General features: G+C 61.7%; 19 protein-coding genes. 14 read left to right on the top strand and 5 right to left on the bottom strand.

Annotation, left to right across the window (positions count from 1 at the left end; genetic code table 11):
* Positions 1-57: 57 nt before the first annotated feature.
* Complete coding sequence (locus ACQ4WR_RS13765; RefSeq protein WP_102294942.1) at positions 58-1,470, bottom strand: transglycosylase SLT domain-containing protein; 1,413 nt, start codon at positions 1,468-1,470, stop codon at positions 58-60.
* Positions 1,471-1,791: 321 nt separating this feature from the next.
* Here ACQ4WR_RS13765 and ACQ4WR_RS13760 point away from each other — a divergent pair, with 321 nt between their 5' ends.
* The gene (locus ACQ4WR_RS13760; protein WP_374755246.1) at positions 1,792-2,370 is read left to right on the top strand and encodes a DUF1415 domain-containing protein; all 579 of its coding nucleotides are present in this window, start codon (positions 1,792-1,794) and stop codon (positions 2,368-2,370) included.
* On the top strand, positions 2,370-2,564 hold the full coding sequence (locus ACQ4WR_RS13755) for a DUF1289 domain-containing protein (protein ID WP_034749680.1): 195 nt from the start codon (positions 2,370-2,372) through the stop codon (positions 2,562-2,564). Before ACQ4WR_RS13760 ends, ACQ4WR_RS13755 begins: the two co-directional genes overlap by 1 nt.
* Before the next feature lie 105 nt (positions 2,565-2,669).
* Here ACQ4WR_RS13755 and ACQ4WR_RS13750 read toward each other — a convergent pair whose 3' ends face one another.
* Complete coding sequence (locus tag ACQ4WR_RS13750) at positions 2,670-3,176, bottom strand: DUF1993 domain-containing protein (RefSeq protein WP_102294939.1); 507 nt, start codon at positions 3,174-3,176, stop codon at positions 2,670-2,672.
* Positions 3,177-3,438: 262 nt separating this feature from the next.
* Between ACQ4WR_RS13750 and ACQ4WR_RS13745 the strand changes: the two genes are divergently transcribed.
* Positions 3,439-6,576: an EAL domain-containing protein gene (locus ACQ4WR_RS13745; protein ID WP_436487869.1), complete on the top strand. Its 3,138-nt coding sequence runs from the start codon at positions 3,439-3,441 to the stop codon at positions 6,574-6,576.
* A gap of 9 nt (positions 6,577-6,585) precedes the next feature.
* Positions 6,586-8,859: a xanthine dehydrogenase family protein molybdopterin-binding subunit gene (locus tag ACQ4WR_RS13740; protein ID WP_436487867.1), complete on the top strand. Its 2,274-nt coding sequence runs from the start codon at positions 6,586-6,588 to the stop codon at positions 8,857-8,859.
* A gap of 5 nt (positions 8,860-8,864) precedes the next feature.
* Here the strand turns inward: ACQ4WR_RS13740 and ACQ4WR_RS13735 are convergent, their stop codons facing one another.
* Positions 8,865-9,293, bottom strand: a complete 429-nt coding sequence (locus tag ACQ4WR_RS13735) for a thioredoxin family protein (protein WP_102294935.1) — start codon at positions 9,291-9,293, stop codon at positions 8,865-8,867.
* A 274-nt stretch (positions 9,294-9,567) separates the two neighbouring features.
* Here ACQ4WR_RS13735 and ACQ4WR_RS13730 point away from each other — a divergent pair, with 274 nt between their 5' ends.
* Positions 9,568-10,485 carry a 23S rRNA (adenine(2030)-N(6))-methyltransferase RlmJ gene (locus ACQ4WR_RS13730; protein ID WP_102294934.1) on the top strand — a complete coding sequence of 306 codons (918 nt, stop codon included), beginning with the start codon at positions 9,568-9,570 and terminating at the stop codon, positions 10,483-10,485.
* Positions 10,486-10,670: 185 nt separating this feature from the next.
* On the opposite strand, the gene ACQ4WR_RS13725 is transcribed toward ACQ4WR_RS13730, so the two are convergent.
* Complete coding sequence (locus tag ACQ4WR_RS13725; RefSeq protein ID WP_436487865.1) at positions 10,671-11,420, bottom strand: SAM-dependent methyltransferase; 750 nt, start codon at positions 11,418-11,420, stop codon at positions 10,671-10,673.
* Positions 11,421-11,514: 94 nt separating this feature from the next.
* Positions 11,515-12,123, bottom strand: a complete 609-nt coding sequence (locus tag ACQ4WR_RS13720) for a Maf-like protein (protein ID WP_436487863.1) — start codon at positions 12,121-12,123, stop codon at positions 11,515-11,517.
* A gap of 222 nt (positions 12,124-12,345) precedes the next feature.
* Between ACQ4WR_RS13720 and ACQ4WR_RS13715 the strand changes: the two genes are divergently transcribed.
* The 9 genes from ACQ4WR_RS13715 to ACQ4WR_RS13675 all read left to right on the top strand — a co-directional run bounded on the left by ACQ4WR_RS13715 (position 12,346) and on the right by ACQ4WR_RS13675 (position 19,821).
* Positions 12,346-12,843 carry a YceD family protein gene (locus ACQ4WR_RS13715; RefSeq protein WP_102294928.1) on the top strand — a complete coding sequence of 166 codons (498 nt, stop codon included), beginning with the start codon at positions 12,346-12,348 and terminating at the stop codon, positions 12,841-12,843.
* 233 nt (positions 12,844-13,076) lie between these two features.
* On the top strand, positions 13,077-13,259 hold the full coding sequence (rpmF, locus tag ACQ4WR_RS13710) for a 50S ribosomal protein L32 (protein ID WP_010399517.1): 183 nt from the start codon (positions 13,077-13,079) through the stop codon (positions 13,257-13,259).
* Between the two features lie 208 nt (positions 13,260-13,467).
* Positions 13,468-14,535 (top strand): phosphate acyltransferase PlsX, encoded by a 1,068-nt coding sequence (gene plsX / locus ACQ4WR_RS13705; protein ID WP_102294926.1) that lies wholly within the window; start codon positions 13,468-13,470, stop codon positions 14,533-14,535.
* Between the two features lie 15 nt (positions 14,536-14,550).
* Positions 14,551-15,549 (top strand): beta-ketoacyl-ACP synthase III, encoded by a 999-nt coding sequence (locus ACQ4WR_RS13700; protein ID WP_102294924.1) that lies wholly within the window; start codon positions 14,551-14,553, stop codon positions 15,547-15,549.
* A gap of 144 nt (positions 15,550-15,693) precedes the next feature.
* Positions 15,694-16,635, top strand: a complete 942-nt coding sequence (fabD, locus tag ACQ4WR_RS13695; protein WP_436487860.1) for an ACP S-malonyltransferase — start codon at positions 15,694-15,696, stop codon at positions 16,633-16,635.
* Positions 16,636-16,688: 53 nt separating this feature from the next.
* On the top strand, positions 16,689-17,432 hold the full coding sequence (gene fabG, locus ACQ4WR_RS13690) for a 3-oxoacyl-ACP reductase FabG (protein WP_034749638.1): 744 nt from the start codon (positions 16,689-16,691) through the stop codon (positions 17,430-17,432).
* Positions 17,433-17,610: 178 nt separating this feature from the next.
* Positions 17,611-17,850 carry an acyl carrier protein gene (gene acpP / locus ACQ4WR_RS13685; protein WP_008449912.1) on the top strand — a complete coding sequence of 80 codons (240 nt, stop codon included), beginning with the start codon at positions 17,611-17,613 and terminating at the stop codon, positions 17,848-17,850.
* Positions 17,851-17,879: 29 nt separating this feature from the next.
* Positions 17,880-19,130: a beta-ketoacyl-ACP synthase II gene (gene fabF, locus ACQ4WR_RS13680; RefSeq protein WP_102294921.1), complete on the top strand. Its 1,251-nt coding sequence runs from the start codon at positions 17,880-17,882 to the stop codon at positions 19,128-19,130.
* A gap of 172 nt (positions 19,131-19,302) precedes the next feature.
* Positions 19,303-19,821 (top strand): hypothetical protein, encoded by a 519-nt coding sequence (locus ACQ4WR_RS13675; RefSeq protein WP_436487858.1) that lies wholly within the window; start codon positions 19,303-19,305, stop codon positions 19,819-19,821.
* The last annotated feature ends 30 nt before the right edge of the window (positions 19,822-19,851 follow it).

The following is a 19,851-nucleotide window of genomic DNA, read 5'->3' as shown; positions in this document are numbered from 1 at the left end:
CGGCCGCGACAGCAAAGCTGTGGCGGCCGGTGAGGTGGATCTATATGGATCAGGCGATCAGTGACGGGCCTTGGCGCGATTGCTGCCACCGCCGCGCTGGATGCGCGGTTTTACCAGCGAAATGGGTGCTGCCTGTACCTTGCCGCCCTTGGCGACGCGGCGCACGGCCTTGGCGGCCCGTTCCGGACGGTCCGCTTCCAGCAGCATGGTGGCGCTGTCGGCGATTTCCTGGGTGATGTCCTTGTTCATCGTGGCCGAGGTTTTCGGCACGAGAATGGTGGAGCCGGCGCGCAAACGGGTGCGCTGGGGAATGTTGTTGGCCTGGCGCAGCACGTCGGCCGTGGTGCCGAATTTCGACGCCAGGGTTTCGATGCGTTCACGCGCGTTGGTGATCTTGTGCGTGGTCCAGCTCGACAAGGCATGACCCCATTGCGCCAGGTTGGTGGTGAACTTGGCGGCGTTTTCCTGTGGCAGCAAAATCTTGGTCTTTTCGCCGCCGATGATGACAGGGCGGTTAAATTGCGGATTCAAGGCCTTGAATTCATCCATCGACAGCTCGGCCAGCTGGGCGGCAACGGTGATGTCGATGTCGCTGGTCTTGTCGATGGCCGTGAAATACGGCTGGTTGTCGACCACCGGCAGTGTCAGGCCGAATTGGGCCGGATTGGCGATGATGTTCTTGACGGCTTGCAGTTTCGGCACGTAGTTGCGCGTTTCGGCCGGCATCAGGTCGGCCAGGCTTTCGAAATCGGTGGGCTTGCCCAGCGCCTGGTTTTTCTTGATGGCGCGCTGCACCGAGCCTTCGCCCCAGTTGTAGGCGGCCAGCGCCAGTTGCCAGTCGCCAAACATGTCATACAGGCGCTGCAGGTACGTCAATGCCGCATCGGTCGAGGCCAGCACGCCGCGGCGCTCGTCCTTGAACATGTTTTGCTTGAGGTTGAAATCGCGTCCCGTGGCGGGCACGAATTGCCACATGCCGGCCGCATTGGCGCTGGAGAACGCTTGCGGGTTGAAGGCGGACTCGATGAATGGCAGCAAGGCCAGTTCCGTCGGCATGCCGCGCTTTTCCAGTTCCTGCACCACGTGGAAAATATAGCGCGAGGCGCGCGCCGTCGTGCGGGCGATGTAGTCGGGGCGGGTGGCATACCAGTTGACGTGGTTGGCCACCAGCTGGTTGTTGATGTCGGGAATCGCATAGCCGCTGCGGATGCGGCCCCAGACGTCGGCTTCGCGCAGCGGATCGGAACTGTCGCTGAGGTTTTTCAGCAGACGGTCGGTCTTTTGCAGGCGGTTATCGAGGGTGGGGAGTTTCGCCGTGACCTGGGCGGTCATCGGGATCAGGGCAGGCGTGGCGGCGGCGACTGGCGCGTTATCGCTCTCAACACCGGCTTCGTACGCCTGGCTGAGGGCGGGCGCAAGCGCCAGGGCCAACGCCGCCAGGACGGTAGATTTAAAGGAGTTTTCGTGCATAGTGTTCCATTGTTGTCGTCGGAGAAACATCGGACAGACCCATGATTAAGGTGCGAGTGTACGTATATCCACATGCCGGAGTCAAGAATTATGTCAGCATGATGACGGCACATAGGCGGCAATAGCGATGTTTCCATTCGCTAATAGTGCAATTATTACAAATTTAATTTGCCGGATGCGCGGTTCGGCCGCTGTTATAGCATAGATGGCGCCGACCCTGGCGCAAGCCTGGCAGGCGCCGGGCATGAGGCTGCGCAAAAGTGCGTACAATTTGGCTTTGGCCGGCCATCCAGATGCCGGCTGCCTTATTGATAGAGAGTCATGCATATGAACACCCCGCCGCGTCACGACGACGACAACGCCGTCATCATCGCCAATACCGTTGCCTGGCTGGAAAAGGCCGTGATCGGCCTGAACCTGTGCCCGTTCGCCAAGGCCGTGCACGTCAAGAAGCAGATCCGCTACGTGGTGTGCGAATCGAGCAATCCGGAAGATTTATTGGCGCTGCTGATGGACGAGCTGCAAATCCTCGCCGACACGGACCCCGAGCAGATCGACACGACCCTGCTGATCCACCCGTACACCCTGAACGATTTCCTCGACTACAACGAGTTCCTCGATGTGGCCGACGCGGCAGTGGAAGACATGCACCTGGCCGGCGAGCTGCAGGTGGCCAGTTTCCACCCGCACTACCAGTTTGCCGAAACGTTCGAAGACGACATCAGCAACTACACCAACCGTTCGCCGTACCCGACCTTGCATCTGCTGCGCGAAGACAGCATCGAGCGCGCCGTCGAGGCTTTCCCGGAAGCGTCCGAGATCTTCGACAAGAATATCGCCACCCTGGAAAAGCTGGGCATCGAAGGCTGGCAACAACTCGGCTTGCCGAAGGCATCCTGATGGCGGACAAGGAATTGCCGCCGCGTCCCGATACGCCCTGCGTGGCCGTATGCTCGACCACCTTCGATGAAATCTGCCGCGGCTGCGGCCGTACCGTGGTGGAAGTGGCCCACTGGGTGTCGATGACGGATGAGGAGAAGGAAGTGGTGTGGGTGCGTATTCTGGCGCAGGGGTATCCGCGCAGGAATACTTGATTTAACCCGACTGCAACTGCTGGGGTCAGACCCCCTCACATGTCAGCGATGACTTTTGTGTGAGCGGTATTGAGGGTCTGACCCCGGTACTATTGGCGTCAACTATTAATAGCTGCCGATAAAATCCTTCTTGCCGACTTCGATGCCGTTGTGGCGCAGGATGTCGTAGGCCGTCGTCGCGTGGAAGAAGAAGTGCGGCAGCGCGTAGTGGAACAGATAGGTCTGGCCCGTGAAGTGCTTGGTCTTTTCGCCGCTGCCGGTGGTGATGGCGCGCGTTTCGCTGCCGTCGATGTCCGCTTGCGGCAGGCTTTCCAGGAAGGCGATGGTTTTTACGATGCGCGCTTTCAGTTCGGCAAAGCTCTGCTCGCTATCCTCATAGGGCGGCACGGCCACGCCGGCCAGACGCGCGCCGCAGCCCTTGGCGAAGTCGGTGGCGATCTGGATCTGGCGCACGAACGGCAGCATGTCCGGGAACAAGCGGAATTGCAGCAGGGCGTTCGGGTCGATTTTCTTGTCTTGCACGTGCGTTTCCGCCTTGTCCAGGATGGCGGCCAGGCTGCCCAGGATTTGTTTGAAGACGGGGATCGATGCGGAATAGATGGAGAAGGTCATGGTGGTTCCTCTAGGTGAAGTGGCGCGATGATAGCAAGCCGCGCGCTTTTCTGCTGGCGCTGGCCGGCTGTGCCATGGAACGTGTGGTTTTTCGGCCCTGTCTATATGACATGAGGTAGCTGCCGGCGTGTGTTTATTGGTGACTTACCCTGCTTTTTCCATGCATAATTGCTTCTGAAAAAGTTTCTTCCCGCCCCGTCCACCCTGATTCCCCCGTAAAGTTCGATGAGCGCTCGCCTGGTCCCTGTTGCCCTGTCCCTGCATGTCTAATTCCCTCTATCAACGCCTGCGTGCCAGCCTGAGCGCCCTGTATGGCTCGTCGATCTATGGCGCCCTGCTGCTGGTGGTGTTTGGCGGCCTGGTCCTGCCCGCCATCATCGGCAGCTATTTGCTGGTGGGCGTGCACGAACGCCAGTCGGCGCGCACCAGCCTGAACGAGGCCCTGCAGCGCAATGTCGACATCCTGGCGCTGGGCATGCAGGAATCGCTGTGGAACATGAATGCGGAATCGGCCCATTCGCTGGTCGAATCGGTGATGCGCGACCGTGCCGTGCTGCTGGTCAAGGTGGTGGGGCAGGGCGACACGGAATTCATCAGCCTGCAGGCGCCGCAGCGCCCGGTGGGCAATCTGTACCGCGCCGAGCGCGATATCCTCGTGCGCGGTGAACGCATCGGCCACGTGGTGGTGGAGATGGACGATGCGCGCAGCCAGCAGGAGTTGCGCGAAAAACAGGTGTCGTATATTTTCGTGCTGGGCGCGCAACTGGCCATCTCGATGGCGCTGATCGTGCTGTTCCTGAACCGCCGCCTGCTGAAACCGCTGCGCCGCCTGATGCGCTTTTCCGACCGCCTGTCGCATGGCGATTTCGATACGCGCCTGGTGTCGGGCAGCCACGACGAACTGGGACGCCTGGCCGCCCAGCTCGAACAGATGCGCGCGGCCATCCGCCAGCTGTTCGAGGATGTGGGCCAGCGCGAGGAGCGCTTCCGCACCATCGTCACGCAAGTGCCGGGCGCCGTCTTCCGCTACCGGCCCGACGGCCCCATCGATTTCGTCAGCGATGCGATCGAGGAAATCGCCGGCTACTCGGCGCGCCAGTTCATGCGCGGCAGCACGCATGCCTGGGTCGACCTGATCTGCCCAGAAGACCGCCGCGCGCACCGCCGCGCCGTCAAGCAGGCCGTCCTGGAGGTGCAGCCGTATGCGCTCGAGTACCGCATCATCGACTCCTTCGGCACCGAACGCTGGGTGGCCGAGAATGGCCAGCCGCAGGCGGGCGAGCAGGGCGTGACCTGGGTCGACGGCATCATCGCCGACATCAGCCAGCGCAAGCACCACGAAATGCGCATCGAAGCGCTGCTGACCGAGCAGAGCGCCATTCTCGACAACGTGATGTTCGGCGTGATGTTCGTGCGCCACCGCCGCATCATTTCCGTCAACCGCCGCTGCGAAGACCTGTTCGGCTACGATCCGGGCCAGATGATGGGCAAGTCGACGGCCATCGTGTTTACCAGTTCCTACGATTTCGAGGAGGCGGGCGAGCGCCAGTATCCGGCCCTGGCGGCCGGCGGCGACTTCAGCGAGGAGCGCCAGTACCAGCGCCGCGACGGCAGCCTGTTCTGGGCTCTCGTCAGCGGCTGCGCGCTTGATCCGCAGCGGCCCAATGAAGGCAGCATCTGGGTGTACGCCGACATCACGGCGCGCAAGGAAGCCGAGGAAAAGCTGCGCCTGTCGGCCACCGTGCTCGAGCACATCGCCGATGGCGTGATGGTGGTCGACGCGCACGGCATCATCGTCACCGTCAATCCCGCCTTCACGCAGATCACCGGCTATACCGAGGCCGAAGCGGTAGGCCGGCATTCTTCGCTGACGCGTTCGGCGCGCCACGACGCGGGGTTCTACCAGGCCATGTGGGATGAGCTCAAGGCCAGCGGTTTCTGGCGCGGCGAGATCTGGCATCAGCGCAAGAATGGCGAGCTGTACCTGGAGTGGCTGACCATCAGCGCCGTGCGCGACACGCATGCGACCACCACGCACTACGTGGGCGTGTTCAGCGACATCACCCTGATCAAGGAGTCGCAGGAAAAGCTCGACCACATGGCGCACCACGATCCGCTGACGGCGCTGCCGAACCGGCTGCTGTTCCACGACCGCTTGCAGCATGCGCTGCTGCGCGCCGCGCGCGACGACGAGCAGCTGGCCGTGCTGTTCATCGACCTGGACCGCTTCAAGAACGTCAACGATACCCTGGGCCACCACGTGGGCGACGAATTGCTGCAAAAGGTGGCGGGCCAGCTGACGGCGCGCCTGCGCGAAGGCGATACCCTGGCGCGCCTGGGCGGCGACGAATTCATCGTGCTGCTTGAACGCATCGATGGCGAATATGGCGCGACCCAGGTGGCGGAAAAGCTGGTGACCATGTTCGAGCAGCCGTTCACGGTGGCCGGCCATGAATTGTTCGTCACCTGCAGCGTGGGCATCAGCCTGTATCCGGATGATGCGCTGGACTTGAACATGCTGATCCGCAATGCCGACGTGGCCATGTACCAGGCCAAGGCGCGCGGGCGCAATGGCTACCGTTTCTATGCGCCGTCGATGACGGGCGAGGGTGTCGAGCGCCTGCGCCTGGAAACCTTTTTGCGCCGCTCGATCGAGAAGCACGAGATTTTCCTCAATTACCAGCCGCAGGTGGAAATCGACACGGGCCGCCTGGTGGGCGTCGAGGCGCTGGTGCGCTGGAACCACCCGGAACTGGGGCTGGTGCCGCCGGCGCGCTTCATTCCGCTGGCCGAGGACAGCGGCTTCATCAACCAGCTGGGGAAATGGGTGCTCGACGAAGCCTGCCGCCAGATGATGCGCTGGCAGGCGCAGGGCTTGCGCGTGCCGAAGATGGCCGTGAACCTGTCCGTGAAACAGTTCGAACGGGGCAGCATCGCCGGCATGGTGGCCGACATCCTGCAGGAAACGGGACTCGAGCCGCAGCGGCTGCAGCTGGAAGTGACGGAATCGGTGATCATGAACACGGGCGACGCGCTCGGTTTCATCAACGACCTGCACGCCATCGGCGTGGGCCTGGCCATCGACGATTTCGGCACCGGCTATTCCTCGCTGGCGTACCTGAAGCAGCTGCCCGTGCAGACCCTGAAGATCGACCGCTCCTTCATCAAGGATATCTCGACCGACGTCAATGATGAAGCCATCGCCATTGCCATCATCCAGCTGGGCAAGAGCATGCAATTGTCCGTGATCGCCGAAGGCGTGGAGACGGAAGAGCAGGCGGCGTTCCTGCTGCGCCACGGCTGCAAGCTGGCGCAGGGTTATTTTTATAGCCGGCCGGTGCTGGCACAGGATATGCTGGAGCGCTGGATCGATCCGCTGGATCCACCGTCAACTAATTAAAGGTATGCCATGGCTGGAGAAAAAAACACGTCGCGTCGCCGTTTCCTGCTCGGAGGCCTGGGCCTGGGCGTGGCCGGCGTGGGCGCCCTGGTGCTGGGCTGGGGCGTGCTGCCGCCGCGCCAGCGCCTGAATGGCAGCGCACCGTTTCCCGTGACCGATGGCGCCGTGGCCTTGAATGGCTGGCTGGCCATCGCTACGGACGGCACTGTCACGCTGGCCATGCCGCGCAGCGAGATGGGGCAGGGCGTGCACACGGCCCTGCCGATGCTGGTGGCCGAGGAACTCGACGTGGCTTTGAGCAAGGTGAAGCTGATCCAGGCGCCGATGGACAAGATCTTCGGCAATGTCGCCATGCTTGCCGATGGCTTGCCCTTCCATCCGGACGACCGGGGCCGCGTCAAAGCGCTGGCCCAATGGACGGTGGCCAAGGCGGCGCGCGAACTGGGCGTCATCGTCACGGGCGGCTCGTCGAGCGTGAAGGATGGCTGGGGGCCCATGCGCGAGGCGGGAGCGTCCGCCCGCGCCATGCTGGTGGGGGCTGCTGCCGCGTTGTGGCAGTTGCCGGCCGCGCAGTGCCGCACGGAAAATGGCGAAGTGCTGCACCCGGACGGCCGGCGTGCCAGCTATGGCAGCCTGGCGCAGCGCGCCGCCGCCATCGATCCGGGCACGCCGGTGCTGAAAGCGCCGAAGGATTTCAAATTGATCGGCCAGCCGGCGCCACGCCGCGACACGCCGTCGAAAGTCAATGGCAGCGCGCGCTTCGGCATCGACGCGCGTCCGCCCGGCATGCTGTACGCGGCCCTGCATCTGCCGCCGCGCCTGGGCGATACCCTCGCCGCGTTCGACGCGGCGCCCGTGCTGGCCATGCCCGGCGTGAAAAAGGTCATCGACCTGACGCCGCGGCTGGCGCAGCGCAGTGTGTCATGTGCGGCCGTGGTGGCCGACACCTGGTGGCGCGCGAAACAGGCGGCGGCCGCCTTGCCGACACAATGGCGGGCCGGCCCGCAATCGAATTTGTCCAGCGCCGGCGTCTACGCGGAGTTTGCCCGCCTGCTCGATAGCGAGGCAGGTTATGCCTACCACGCCAGCGGCGAGGTGGAAAGCAAGGACGTGCAGGGCTTGCGCCAGGTGAGCGCCGAATACCGCGCACCCTTCCTCGCGCACGCCGCCATGGAACCCGTCAACTGCACCGCGCAGGTGAAAAATGGCAAGGTGATGCTGTGGGTGTCGACGCAGGCACCCGGCATCGCCGTCGACGTGGCGGCGAAAGTGGCTGGCGTCGATGCGAAGGACGTCGTCATCGAGGTACTGCTGCTGGGTGGCGGTTTTGGCCGCCGCCTGGAAGTGGACATGATCGCGCAAGCCGTGGCCATCGCGCTGCAATGCGATGGCGCGCCGGTGCAGCTGGTGTGGACGCGCGAGCAGGATACCCAGCACGATATGTACCGTCCCGCCGCGCTGGCGCGTTTTTCCGCCCGCCTCGATGCGCAGGGCGGCATCGCTTCCTGGGACAACAAATCCGTCAGCGGCTCCATCACGCACCAGTTCTTGCAGCGCAATTTCGGCTTGCCTGGCGCGGGGCCGGACAAGACCACGGCCGAAGGCGAATTCGACATGCCCTACGAAATCGCCAACCAGCGCATCGCCCACGTGATCGCGGACAGTGCCGTGCCGATCGGCTACTGGCGTTCCGTGGGACATTCGCACAACGCGTTTTTCAAGGAAAGCTTCATCGACGAACTGGCGCATGCGGCGGGGCGCGATGGTGTCGCCTTCCGCCGTGGCATGCTGGCGCGGCATCCGCGCCACCTGGCCGTGCTCGATGCGGCGGTTGCCAGGGCGGGCAGCGCGCCGCCCGGCCATGCGCATGGGGTGGCCTTGCACCAGTCGTTCGGCAGCATCGTGGCGCAGGTGGCGCAGGTGGCCGTGGAAAACGGTGAAATCCGCGTGCGGCGCGTGGTGTGCGCCATCGATTGCGGCATCGCCGTCAATCCGAACATCATCGCCCAGCAGATGGAGTCGGCCGTGCTGTTCGGCCTGTCGGCGGCGCTGGGCGGCGAGATCACCTTCAAGGAGGGCAAGGCCCTGCAGGGCAATTTCCACGACTATCCGGTGCTGCGCATGGGGCAGGAGCCGCTGGTCGAGACCATCATCATCGCCAGCGCCGAACATCCGGAAGGCGTGGGCGAGCCGGGCACGCCGCCGATCGCGCCGGCCGTGGCCAATGCCGTGTTCATCCTGACGGGGAAAAGGCTGCGCAGCCTGCCGCTGCGGCTGGGGTAACTACATCAAGCCAAGGTGGCGGCCAGCATGCTGCGCAAGTTGCAGTCGCGCTGCCAGTCGCGCCGCTCCTGCGTGCTGGCCGACAGCGCCGCCAGTTCCGCGGCGCTGAGCGCCTGCTGCGCCTGCAGCATGCGGTGCGCCAGGCCGCCGTCGGGCAGTACGGTGCCGAAGAAGGCGACATCGTCGTCATGCTGGATCAGCAGGGTGGGGAAGTTTTCGATATCGAGGTCGCCCACCACGTCGGCCTGGTCTTCGATGTCGATCCAGACGAAGACCGTGTCCGGGTGGCGCGCGGCCAGTTCCTCGAACGTGGCGCGGTAGGTGCCGCACGTGCCGCACCATAGCGCGCACAGGCAGGCCACCGTCCAGCGCGGGCCGGCCAGGGCTGCCGCGACGTCGCCGCGGTTATCGGTAGTGAGGGTCAGGCTGTGCATGGTTTCTGTATTCTAGGCTGCTGGGCGCCAGGCGCCCGATGCGCGTATTCTACCGCGCCCGGCCACGCCAGTCCCAAGAATGCATGAGCTTGTTTAGCCGGGTTTTTTGATGTAACTCACCTTTCTAGTGGATAATGCTGGTAATTGCGCGCTGATTACGCTGGGCCATGCTGTTTCCTGGCCCCGCAGCCTGACTCCTCCAGTCTGTTTTCATGCCCTGCCCGGTGTCAGCGCTCCCGCCTTTGTTTATTTTTATTATGGAATTAGCCAGCTTATGTTGAGTTACCGCCACGCTTTTCACGCGGGTAATCACGCCGATGTGTTGAAGCATTATGTGCAGATTCAGTTGTTGCAGTACCTGAATCAAAAAGATACCGCCTATAGTTATATCGATACCCACTCCGGCGCGGGCGTGTATGCGCTCGACGGCGGCTATGCCTCGAAAAATGCCGAGTACGAAACGGGTATCGCGCCCCTGTGGGATCGCACGGACCTGCCGGCCTCGCTGGCCGAGTACATGAAGCTGATCAAGGAGATGAATCCGAGCGGCAAGATGCGCTACTACCCGGGTTCGCCGTACTGCGCCGACAAGGTCAGCCGCGAGCAAGACCGTCTGCGCCTGTTCGAGCTGCATCCCGCCGATGCCAAGATTCTGGCCGACAATTTCCGCAAGGTCGAGGCGCATGCGCTGGCCCAGGGCGAGCGTCCGACCGTGCGCGGCAAGCGCGTCATCATCACCAAGGCGGACGGCTTCCAGAGCCTGAAAGCCCTGCTGCCGCCGCCATCGCGCCGCGCGCTGGTGCTGATCGACCCGCCGTACGAAGACAAGATGGATTACCGCAAGGTCAAGGACACCCTGGCCGACGCGCTCGTGCGCTTCCCGTCGGGCATCTACGCCGTCTGGTACCCGGTGCTGCAACGCATGGAATCGCGCCAGTTCGCCGACAAGCTCAAGCAGTTGCCCAGCTCGGACTGGCTGCACGTGACCCTGACGGTGAACACGCCGTCGCCGGACGGCTTCGGCCTGCACAGCAGCGGCATGTTCATTTTGAACCCGCCATACACGCTCGAGCCGATGCTGCGCGAAGTCATGCCGTATCTGGTAAAAGTGCTGGGCCGCGACGATGGCGCCAAGTTCGTGCTGGAGACGGGCAAAGGCGGACAAAAGAACACGGGCACCCGTCGAGTCTGAAGACACCTGACCAAACCTACTGCGCGTCGGTATAGGCGGCCTGCGATGCTCACCGTACTAGAGTACGGTTGCGCTTCTTAGCCACCTCTCCCTTCCGCTCGCTACGGTTTTGTCAGGTGTCGTAACTATCGTAGTTGAGCAAAGTAAATAAACGCCACGGCAAATATTTCCGTGGCGTTTGTCGTTTACTGTCCCAGCAACAGGAACACGGTGGGCTTCTTGTGGAAGTCGGGTGCCTTGCCGGCGGCCAATTGTTTCTTCCACTGTCCGCCATTCCATGTCTGCACGCTTTCCGTGTCCAGGCTCAGGTCGGTGGCGACGCAGATCAGGGTCGATGGTGCGCATTGCGCCACGAGGGCTTCGAGCATGGCGGCGTTGCGGTACGGCGTCTCGATGAACAGCTGGGTCTGCTTTTCATTGCGCGAACGGCTTTCCAGTTCCTTGATGCGCTTGGCGCGCAGGGCCGCGTCCGTGGGCAGGTAGCCGTTGAAGGCAAAGCTCTGGCCGTTCAGGCCGCTGGCCATCACGGCCAGCAGGATCGACGACGGCCCCACCAGCGGACGCACGCGGATAGCGTGCTGATGCGCCAGGCGCACCAGGTCGGCGCCGGGATCGGCCACGGCGGGCACGCCCGCTTCCGACACCAGGCCCGCGTCGCGGCCCGCCAGCAGCGGCGCCAGCAAGCCGGCCAGCGCTTGCGCCGGGGTATTCACGTTGAGTTCGGAAATGGTGATTTCCTGCAAGGGCTTGGCCAGCGGATGCTGGTTGCCGATCAGCTTTAAAAAGGCGCGCGCCGTCTTGGCGTTTTCCGCGACGAAATAATCGAGCTGGGACGTGATCTGCCTTACTTGTTCGGGAATGATATGGGCCAGCGGGTCGGCCGGGCTGTCGGACAGGCCGAGGTGGTTGGGGATCAGGTACAGGGTGCCGGTCATCTTGTTAGCTTTGTATTGGCCGGGGTCAGTCCCTTCGGGATCGGAGTGCGCTCCACTGGAACGCACTCTTTCGTCGGGTCTGACCCCAGGGTGATTAAAATATAAAAAACGTCACGCCAGCCTTGCGTAGCATGCCGGTGAGGGCGATCAGCGGCAAGCCGGTGAGGGCGGTCGGGTCGTTGGTGGCTATGCGTTCGAGCAGGGCGATGCCCAGTCCCTCGTTCTTGGCGCTGCCGGCGCAGTCATACGGCTGTTCGATGCGCAGATAGGCGTCCAGTTCGGCGTCGGGCAAGTCGCGCACGGTGACGAGGGTCTGCACGTCTTCCACTTGCGCCACGGGAGGACTCTGGCGGCCATCGAGCAGGCACAGGGCCGTGTGGAAGACGGTCTGGCGCCCGCGCATGGTTTGCAGTTGAAGCAAGGCACGCGCATGGTTGCCCGGCTTGCCGATCTGCGCGCCATCGAGGGTGGCGACCTGGTCGGAACCGATGACGAGGCTGCCAGGATAGCGGTCGAGCACGGCTTGTGCCTTGGCCTGGGCCAGGCGCAGGGCCGTGGCGCTGGGGCTTTCGCCTGGCAGCGGGCTTTCGTCGAGATCGGGCACGGCCACCTCGAAAGGCAGGCGCAGGCGTTGCAGCAGTTCCTTGCGGTAGCTTGAACTCGATGCAAGAATCAAGCGCAATGGGGCGGAAGTTGGTATCATTCGGTAGTGGATGGCGGCCGGCCTGGCCGCGCTGGTCGATGTCAGTGGAATTTCATGCAAATTCCAGGGCGCAGAGCCTATAACTGAGGCTCCATGCGGCATGGCAGTGTTGATGAAATGTCATGTTGATGGCAATGATTGCGTCAAAAAAGATGCTTAGCCTTTGACTCCGTGCTAAAAACCCTGTTATTATCGCAGGTTTTCCGGGGAAATTTTCTACCAATGAATGCTTTTGTGATCGACGCCTTTGATTTTTGTCGTATCAGCGGGAGCCGCGAGGGTGTAACTCCTGTCGCTGAAATGACCCGGTTGACCAAGGATTGTGCAGATGCTTCCGGCGACATCGCCTGGAAGGTCGTTGGCGGCACCAGCAAGCTGGGCTACCCACAACTGACCTTGTCGGTCAACGGCACCGTTCAGCTGGTTTGCCAGCGCTGCCTGGCTCCGTATGCTTACGTAATTGATTCTTCGACTGTTTTGATGCTGGGCAAGGATGACGAGCATGCAGACGAGATCGAAGAAATCATCAACGATGAAACGATCGACGTGATTGTCGGCAGCCGCAACATGGATGCCGCGGCCCTGATTGAAGATGAAGCCTTGCTGGCCCTGCCGCAGGTACCCAAACACGAGGTCTGCCCCGATACGGCGCAGCTCGATGCTCTCAAGACTGAAAAGAAGTCGCCGTTCGCGGCACTGAAGGACTTGAAGCCAGAATAAGTAGTAGTTGCAGTTTATAGGGGGTCTCAAAAACCGCAGGTTGTGAGGTCCCGCTTGAGAACGTGTCAAACGCGTGTTGTAATCGAGTATGGCAAGTGTAGTGAAATGTAGTAGTAATAAACGATGTCGGTCCGGACTATTTTCGGGTAGTCTTTGCCGCTGGGATACTCGATTCGCATGTATTTGCTAATCGAATGTGCTAAAATTTTAGAACTTATGTATTAGGAGTCATCATGGCAGTTCAACAGAACAAGAAAACCCCTTCCAAGCGCGGCATGCACCGTTCGCACGACTTCCTGGTCGCGCCGCAATTGAGCGTTGAGCCAGTTACCGGCGAAACCCACCTGCGTCACCATATCAGCCCTAACGGCTTCTATCGTGGCCGTAAAGTGCTGAAGACCAAAAACGACGAGTAATCGACGTTTTTGTTGGGTAAGATGAAAGCGGTGTTACGTGGTTATTCGGCGTGGCGCCGCTTCTTCTTTTTTATCGGCTGCAATTCATCTTGCACACCCGTCATTTTGAATCAAGCTTGCCAGCGCTGTGGTGATATATGCCGCCTTGGTATGCTCCAGTCCGATTCACATCTTGCCGCAAGCCCGCAGCGGTACTGAATCAAACCAAATGACAATCAAAATTTCTATCGACTGCATGGGCGGAGATCATGGTCCCTCAGTCACTATCCCCGCAGCAATTTCCTTCGTAAAACATGAGCCTGAAGCAGAACTGATCCTTGTTGGATTGGAAGACGTGATCCGTGCCGAGCTAAAAAAACATAAAGCCGACACGCATCCGCGCCTGTCGGTGCTGCATGCCTCCGAACAAGTTACCATGGACGACCCTCTGGAAGTGGCACTGCGCCGCAAGAAGGACTCGTCCATGCGCGTGGCCATCGAACAGGTCAAGAGCGGCGTGGCGCAAGCCTCCGTCTCCGCCGGTAATACGGCAGCCCTGATGGCCGTGTCGCGCTATGTATTGAAAACCATGTCCGGCGTCGACCGCCCGGCCATCTGCAGCATCTTGCCGAACCAAAAGAACGGCCCGACCTACATGCTGGACCTGGGCGCCAACGTCGATTGCGAACCGCATCACCTGCACCAGTTCGCCATCATGGGTTCCGTGCTCGTGTCCGCCATGGAGGGCATCGCGCGTCCCACGATCGGCTTGCTGAACGTGGGCACGGAAGATATCAAGGGCAATGAAGTGGTGAAACTCACTTCCAAGCTGCTGCAGGCCGACCACGAGCGCGGCGCGCTGAACTTCTATGGCAACGTGGAAGGCAACGACATCTTCAAGGGCACCACCGATATCGTCGTCTGCGACGGCTTTGTCGGCAACGTTACCCTGAAAGCCATCGAAGGCCTGGCGCGCTTCATGAAAGACGTGCTCACTTCCGAATTCAAGCGTAATCCGATTACCATGCTGGGCGCGCTGATCGCCCGCGGCGCCCTGAAGGCCATCGGCAACCGCTTGAATCCTTCCCGATATAACGGCGCCAGCCTGCTGGGCTTGCGTGGTCTCGTCTTCAAGAGCCATGGCAGCGCCGATGCCTATTCGTTTGAATGGGCCTTGCGCCGCGCCTTTGATGCGGCAAAAAATGACGTGCAAGCGCACCTGGCCAGCCTGATCGCCGAGCTGATGCCGCGCACGCCAGTACCGGACGAACCTACATCAACAAGCTCTACCATTTAGTGGACGGGTACTTGCATGACTGTTTTTAGCAGAACTTACAGCAAAATTATCGGTACCGGCAGCTACCTGCCGGAGAAGCGCGTCACCAACCAGGATTTGACCGAACAGCTCGCCGCCAAGGGCATCGAGACGTCGGATGAATGGATCGTCTCGCGCAGCGGCATCTCGGCGCGCCATTACGCGGCGCCGTCGCAAAATTCCTCGGACCTGGGCGTCGAAGCGGCCAAAAAGGCCCTGGAAATGGCCGGCCTGAACGGCAACGACCTGGACCTGATCATCGTCGCCAGCTCGACCCCGGATTTCTTTGGCAGCTTCCCCAGCACCGCCTGCATCGTGCAAAACAAGCTGGGCATCACGAATAACTGCGCCGCCGTCGACGTGCAAGCCGTCTGCAGCGGCTTCGTGTATGCGGTAGCCACGGCTGACAGCTTCATCCAGTCGGGCATGCATAAAAACGTGCTGGTGATCGGCGCCGAAGTGTTTTCGCGCATCCTCAATTTCGACGACCGCGGCACCTGCGTGCTGTTCGGCGACGGCGCCGGCGCCATCGTCATGACGGCGTCAAAAGAGCCAGGCATCCTGGCCACCAAGCTGCACGCCGATGGCCGCCACTCGAATATCCTCAGCGTCCCTGGCAGCCTGGCCGGCGGCGCGCTCGACGGCAGCGCTTTTTTGTACATGGATGGTCCGGCCGTCTTCAAGCTGGCTGTTTCCGTGCTGGAAAAAGTCGCGCATGAAGCGCTGGAACACGCCAACATGACGCAGGACCAGATCGACTGGCTGATCCCGCACCAGGCGAACATCCGCATCATGAACAGCACGGCCAAGAAACTCGGCTTGCCGTTGGAAAAGATGGTGGTCACGGTGGACCAGCATGGCAACACCTCGGCCGCCTCGATCCCGCTGGCACTCGACATCGCCGTGCGCGATGGCCGTGTGAAGAAGGGCGACAACGTCATGATGGAAGGCGTGGGCGGCGGCTTTACCTGGGGCGCCGTGCTGGCAAGGATGTAAAAACCGAAGGCTGACTTCGGGGTCCGACCTGTCGGGGGAATGCATTCCAGTGGAGTGAATTCCGATCCCGCAGGGACGTACCCCAGCCTTTGCTGTCAGGGTTAAAAGTTACCCTACCCAAATAAAAATTCAAACGGAGTCCGCATGACACAATTTGCATTTGTTTTCCCAGGCCAAGGTTCGCAAGCGATTGCGATGCTCGACGGCTTCGCCGGCAATCCGGTGGTGGCCCAGACCGTGGCCGAAGCGTCGGACGCCCTGCAATTCGACCTGGGCAAGCTGATCGCCGAAGGTCCGAAGGAAGAGCTGGACCTGACCACGAATACGCAGCCCGTGATGCTGACGGCCGCCGTGGCGTTTTACCGCGCCTGGCTGGCCGCCGGCGGCCCCGTGCCGACGGTCGTCGCCGGCCACAGCCTGGGTGAATACTCGGCGCTGGTCGCCGCAGGCGTCATCGACTTCAAGGATGCCGTGCCGCTCGTGCGTTTCCGCGCACAAGCCATGCAGGAAGCCGTGCCCGTCGGGCAGGGCACGATGGCTGTCGTGCTGGGCCTGTCGGACGACGATGTGCGCGCCGTGTGCGCGGAAGCGGCGGCGAAAAACCCGGCCCTGGTGGTCGAGCCCGTCAACTTCAATGCGCCTGCGCAAGTCGTCATCGCCGGCCACACGGCTGCGGTCGAGCGCGCCTGCGAGCTGGCGAAAGCCAAGGGCGCCAAGCGCGCCATGAAGCTGCCGGTTTCCGCGCCCTTCCACTCGTCGCTGCTGAAGCCGGCGTCGGACCGTTTGCGCGAATACATGGCCGGCCTGGCCTTCTCGGCGCCGCAGATCGCCCTGATCAACAACGTCGACGTGGCCATCGTCAATGATGTGGCCGGCATCAAGGATGCGCTGGTGCGCCAGGCGGCCAGCCCCGTGCGCTGGGTGGAGACCATGCAGAAGGTCGCTGCCGACGGCATCACGCAAGTGATCGAGTGCGGTCCGGGCAAGGTCCTGATGGGCCTGGCCAAGCGCATCGATCCGGTGCTGGTGGGCGACGCCATCGTCGACCAGGCTACGCTGGAACGCATTTTGACGCAGCTCAAGTAAACAGCGAGCGGCAGGGCAGTGATGCCTGCCGCCAGCCATCTTTAAGGATACTCATGAATTTAGCAAATCAAGTCGTACTGGTCACGGGCGCATCGCGCGGCATCGGCCGCGCCATCGCCACCGAACTGGGCAAGCAGGGTGCCACCGTGGTCGGTACCGCCACCTCGGAAAGCGGCGCGCAAGCCATTACCGATTACCTGGCCGCCGAAGGCGTGACGGGCAAGGGCCTGGTCCTGAACGTGACCGATGCGGCGCGCTGCGCGGCCGTCGTCGACGAAGTGCAGAAAACCTATGGCAGCCTGTCGATCCTCGTCAACAATGCGGGCATCACGCAAGACCAGCTGGCCATGCGCATGAAGGATGAAGAGTGGGACAGCGTCATTTCCACCAACCTGTCGGCCGTCGGCCGCCTGTCGCGCGCCGTACTGCGCGGCATGATGAAAGCCAAAACTGGGCGTATCATTAATATCACGTCGGTAGTTGCCTCGTCGGGCAATCCGGGGCAAATGAATTACGCGGCGGCCAAGGCCGGCGTGGAAGGCATGAGCCGCGCGCTGGCGCGTGAAATCGGCAGCCGCAACATTACCGTGAACTGCATCGCGCCAGGCTTCATCGATACCGACATGACCAAGGCGCTGAGCGAAGAGCAGCACGCGGCGCTGTTGACGCAAATTCCCCTGTCCCGCCTGGGCAAGCCGGAAGATGTGGCCGCCGCCGTGGCCTTCCTGGCGTCGCCGCAAGCGGCATATATCACGGGCACGACCCTGCACGTGAATGGCGGAATGTATATGAATTGATGTGAAAGCTGGACGGGGCGGCCATTTGTGGCATGATTCACTGGCCGTTTTTGTCTATAATCGCATCTTTTAGCAGCAGCTTCGGTCGAATTAGCAGCAGACACCGAAATTAGTATTCGGACGCGCAAACCTGATAAAATGCGCGCACTTTCCGTAACACACACTTTGGAGCCATAACATGTCGGATATCGAACAACGCGTTAAGAAAATCGTCGCTGAGCAACTGGGCGTTGCAGAAGCAGACATCAAAATCGAATCCTCCTTCGTCGACGACCTGGGTGCCGATTCCCTGGACACCGTGGAACTGGTCATGGCCCTGGAAGACGAATTCGAAATGGAAATCCCTGACGAACAAGCTGAAAAAATCACCACCGTGCAACAGGCGATCGACTACGCCACCGCACACGTCAAGGCCTAAGCCTGTCTGACCGACTTCAGGAGAATCGCTTGAGCCGTTCTAAAAACCGTCGCGTTGTTGTCACCGGCCTGGGCTGCGTTTCACCTGTCGGCAATACTATTGCCGACGCATGGGGCGCAATCATTGAAGGTAAATCCGGCATTGCCACGATTACCAAGTTTGATGCACAGCCATTCACCACGCATTTCGCCGGTGAAGTCAAAGGCTTCAATATCGAAGATTACATCTCCGGTAAGGAAGCCCGCCACATGGATACCTTTATCCATTACGGCATGGCTGCGGGCATCCAGGCGATCCAGGACTCCGGTCTGGAAGTCACCGAAGAGAACGCCGAGCGTATCGGTGTCATCATCGGTTCCGGTATTGGTGGCTTGCCGCTGATCGAGGAAACCAAGTCCGAGTACGAAAAGCGCGGTCCGCGCCGTATCTCGCCATTTTTCGTGCCTGCCTCGATCATTAACATGATCTCTGGCAACCTTTCGATCAAATATGGTCTGAAGGGCCCGAACCTGGCGATCGTGACGGCGTGTACTACCGGTTTGCACAGCATCGGCGCGGCAGCACGCATGATCGAGTACGGCGATGCCGACGTCATGATTGCCGGCGGTGCCGAATCGACCGTGTCGCCGCTGGGCCTGGGCGGTTTCGCCTCGGCACGCGCCTTGTCTACCCGCAACGACGATCCGGCAACGGCATCGCGTCCGTGGGATACCGACCGCGACGGCTTCGTGCTGGGCGAGGGCGCTGGTGTCATGGTGCTGGAAGAGTACGAGCACGCGGTAGCCCGTGGTGCCAAGATCTATGCCGAAGTGCATGGTTTCGGGATGAGCGCAGATGCTTATCACATGACCTCGCCGCTGGAAGATGGTAGCGGCGGCAGCAAATCGGTGATCGCGGCCCTCAACAACGCAGGCTTGAACCCGGATCAGATTCAGTACCTGAACGCGCACGGCACGTCGACCCCGCAAGGCGACGTGGCGGAAGTGATGGGCATCAAACGCACCTTCGGCGAGCACGCCAAGAATCTGGTAGTCAACTCGACCAAGTCGATGACAGGCCATTTGCTGGGCGGCGCGGGCGGTCTGGAAGCCGTGTTTACGGTCCTGGCGGTACACCATCAGGTGTCGCCACCGACCATCAACATCTTCAACCAGGATCCGGCTTGCGATCTCGATTTCTGTGCCAACACGGCGCGTGAAATGAAGATCGATTATGCAGTGAAAAATTCGTTCGGCTTCGGCGGAACGAACGGCACACTGATTTTCGGCAAAGCGAAATAAGCAGGAACTTTCAAGCGCTCGCTACGGTCAAACCGTAGTGAGCGCTGATTCGCCGCCAACGTTCGTTGGCGGCTGAATTTGCCCGGCATGTTGCCGGCGCGCCTTTTTCTTCCCATGTTGTATGTCCATCGCGATAGCGGCTGTGATTCGTGCGCCTGTCTGTTTGCGTCTGTTGCAAGCGCTGCTGGGCGTGTGCGCCGTGCTGGCCGCCTGGCCTTTGTCCGGCGCGTGGCGCAGTGCGCCTGTGCCCGGTATGGGCGTGGGCGGCTATGCGCTGGGCTGGCTTTGGGCACTGTCGAGTGCGGTTTCGGGCGGCTTTTTACTGGCTTTGCTGCGCTGGCGCAGAAAGCCGTTACGGCTTGATATTTCGCCGGTTGGCCAGTTGCGGCTGGCGGTATATCTGGAGCATGGCGCGGCCCGCTGCGCCGTCACCCGGGCGGTGGCGGCACTGTCCGGGCCGCTGCCTGGGATCCTGCCACCGGTGCCGCCGGTGCAGACATTGCAGCCGGTAGCGGGCCTGCAGCGCCTGATGCCGGGCTCGACTTTATGGCCGGCGCTGCTGGTGCTGTGCCTGGCCGACGGCGCCGGACGGCGCAGCAGCGTACTGGTGCAGCGCGGACGCGGCTGCGCAATGTTCCGTCCGCTGGCCGTGGCGTGCCGGGCGATCGCGGCGCGGGGAGGGGAAGAATAAAGTGGGGCGAACACTGAACTTCTTGCAGCG

Source organism: Janthinobacterium amylolyticum (assembly GCF_051380655.1).
GTDB lineage: Bacteria > Pseudomonadota > Gammaproteobacteria > Burkholderiales > Burkholderiaceae_D > Janthinobacterium.
Note: the sequence above shows the minus strand (reverse complement) of the source record. Positions and strands in the feature narration are given on the sequence as shown.

Excerpts from the sequence above, each read along its gene's own strand:
- ACQ4WR_RS13745 (WP_436487869.1), top strand. The coding sequence starts at position 3,439 with ATGTCTAATTCCCTCTATCAACGCCTGCGTGCCAGCCTGAGCGCCCTG.
- ACQ4WR_RS13730 (WP_102294934.1), top strand. The coding sequence starts at position 9,568 with ATGTTGAGTTACCGCCACGCTTTTCACGCGGGTAATCACGCCGATGTG.
- fabD (WP_436487860.1), top strand. The coding sequence starts at position 15,694 with ATGACACAATTTGCATTTGTTTTCCCAGGCCAAGGTTCGCAAGCGATT.
- acpP (WP_008449912.1), top strand. The coding sequence starts at position 17,611 with ATGTCGGATATCGAACAACGCGTTAAGAAAATCGTCGCTGAGCAACTG.
- ACQ4WR_RS13765 (WP_102294942.1), bottom strand. The coding sequence starts at position 1,470 with ATGCACGAAAACTCCTTTAAATCTACCGTCCTGGCGGCGTTGGCCCTG.
- ACQ4WR_RS13715 (WP_102294928.1), top strand. The coding sequence starts at position 12,346 with ATGAATGCTTTTGTGATCGACGCCTTTGATTTTTGTCGTATCAGCGGG.
- rpmF (WP_010399517.1), top strand. The coding sequence starts at position 13,077 with ATGGCAGTTCAACAGAACAAGAAAACCCCTTCCAAGCGCGGCATGCAC.
- ACQ4WR_RS13735 (WP_102294935.1), bottom strand. The coding sequence starts at position 9,293 with ATGCACAGCCTGACCCTCACTACCGATAACCGCGGCGACGTCGCGGCA.
- ACQ4WR_RS13760 (WP_374755246.1), top strand. The coding sequence starts at position 1,792 with ATGCATATGAACACCCCGCCGCGTCACGACGACGACAACGCCGTCATC.
- ACQ4WR_RS13755 (WP_034749680.1), top strand. The coding sequence starts at position 2,370 with ATGGCGGACAAGGAATTGCCGCCGCGTCCCGATACGCCCTGCGTGGCC.
- plsX (WP_102294926.1), top strand. The coding sequence starts at position 13,468 with ATGACAATCAAAATTTCTATCGACTGCATGGGCGGAGATCATGGTCCC.
- ACQ4WR_RS13750 (WP_102294939.1), bottom strand. The coding sequence starts at position 3,176 with ATGACCTTCTCCATCTATTCCGCATCGATCCCCGTCTTCAAACAAATC.
- ACQ4WR_RS13725 (WP_436487865.1), bottom strand. The coding sequence starts at position 11,420 with ATGACCGGCACCCTGTACCTGATCCCCAACCACCTCGGCCTGTCCGAC.
- fabG (WP_034749638.1), top strand. The coding sequence starts at position 16,689 with ATGAATTTAGCAAATCAAGTCGTACTGGTCACGGGCGCATCGCGCGGC.
- ACQ4WR_RS13740 (WP_436487867.1), top strand. The coding sequence starts at position 6,586 with ATGGCTGGAGAAAAAAACACGTCGCGTCGCCGTTTCCTGCTCGGAGGC.
- ACQ4WR_RS13700 (WP_102294924.1), top strand. The coding sequence starts at position 14,551 with ATGACTGTTTTTAGCAGAACTTACAGCAAAATTATCGGTACCGGCAGC.
- ACQ4WR_RS13720 (WP_436487863.1), bottom strand. The coding sequence starts at position 12,123 with ATGATACCAACTTCCGCCCCATTGCGCTTGATTCTTGCATCGAGTTCA.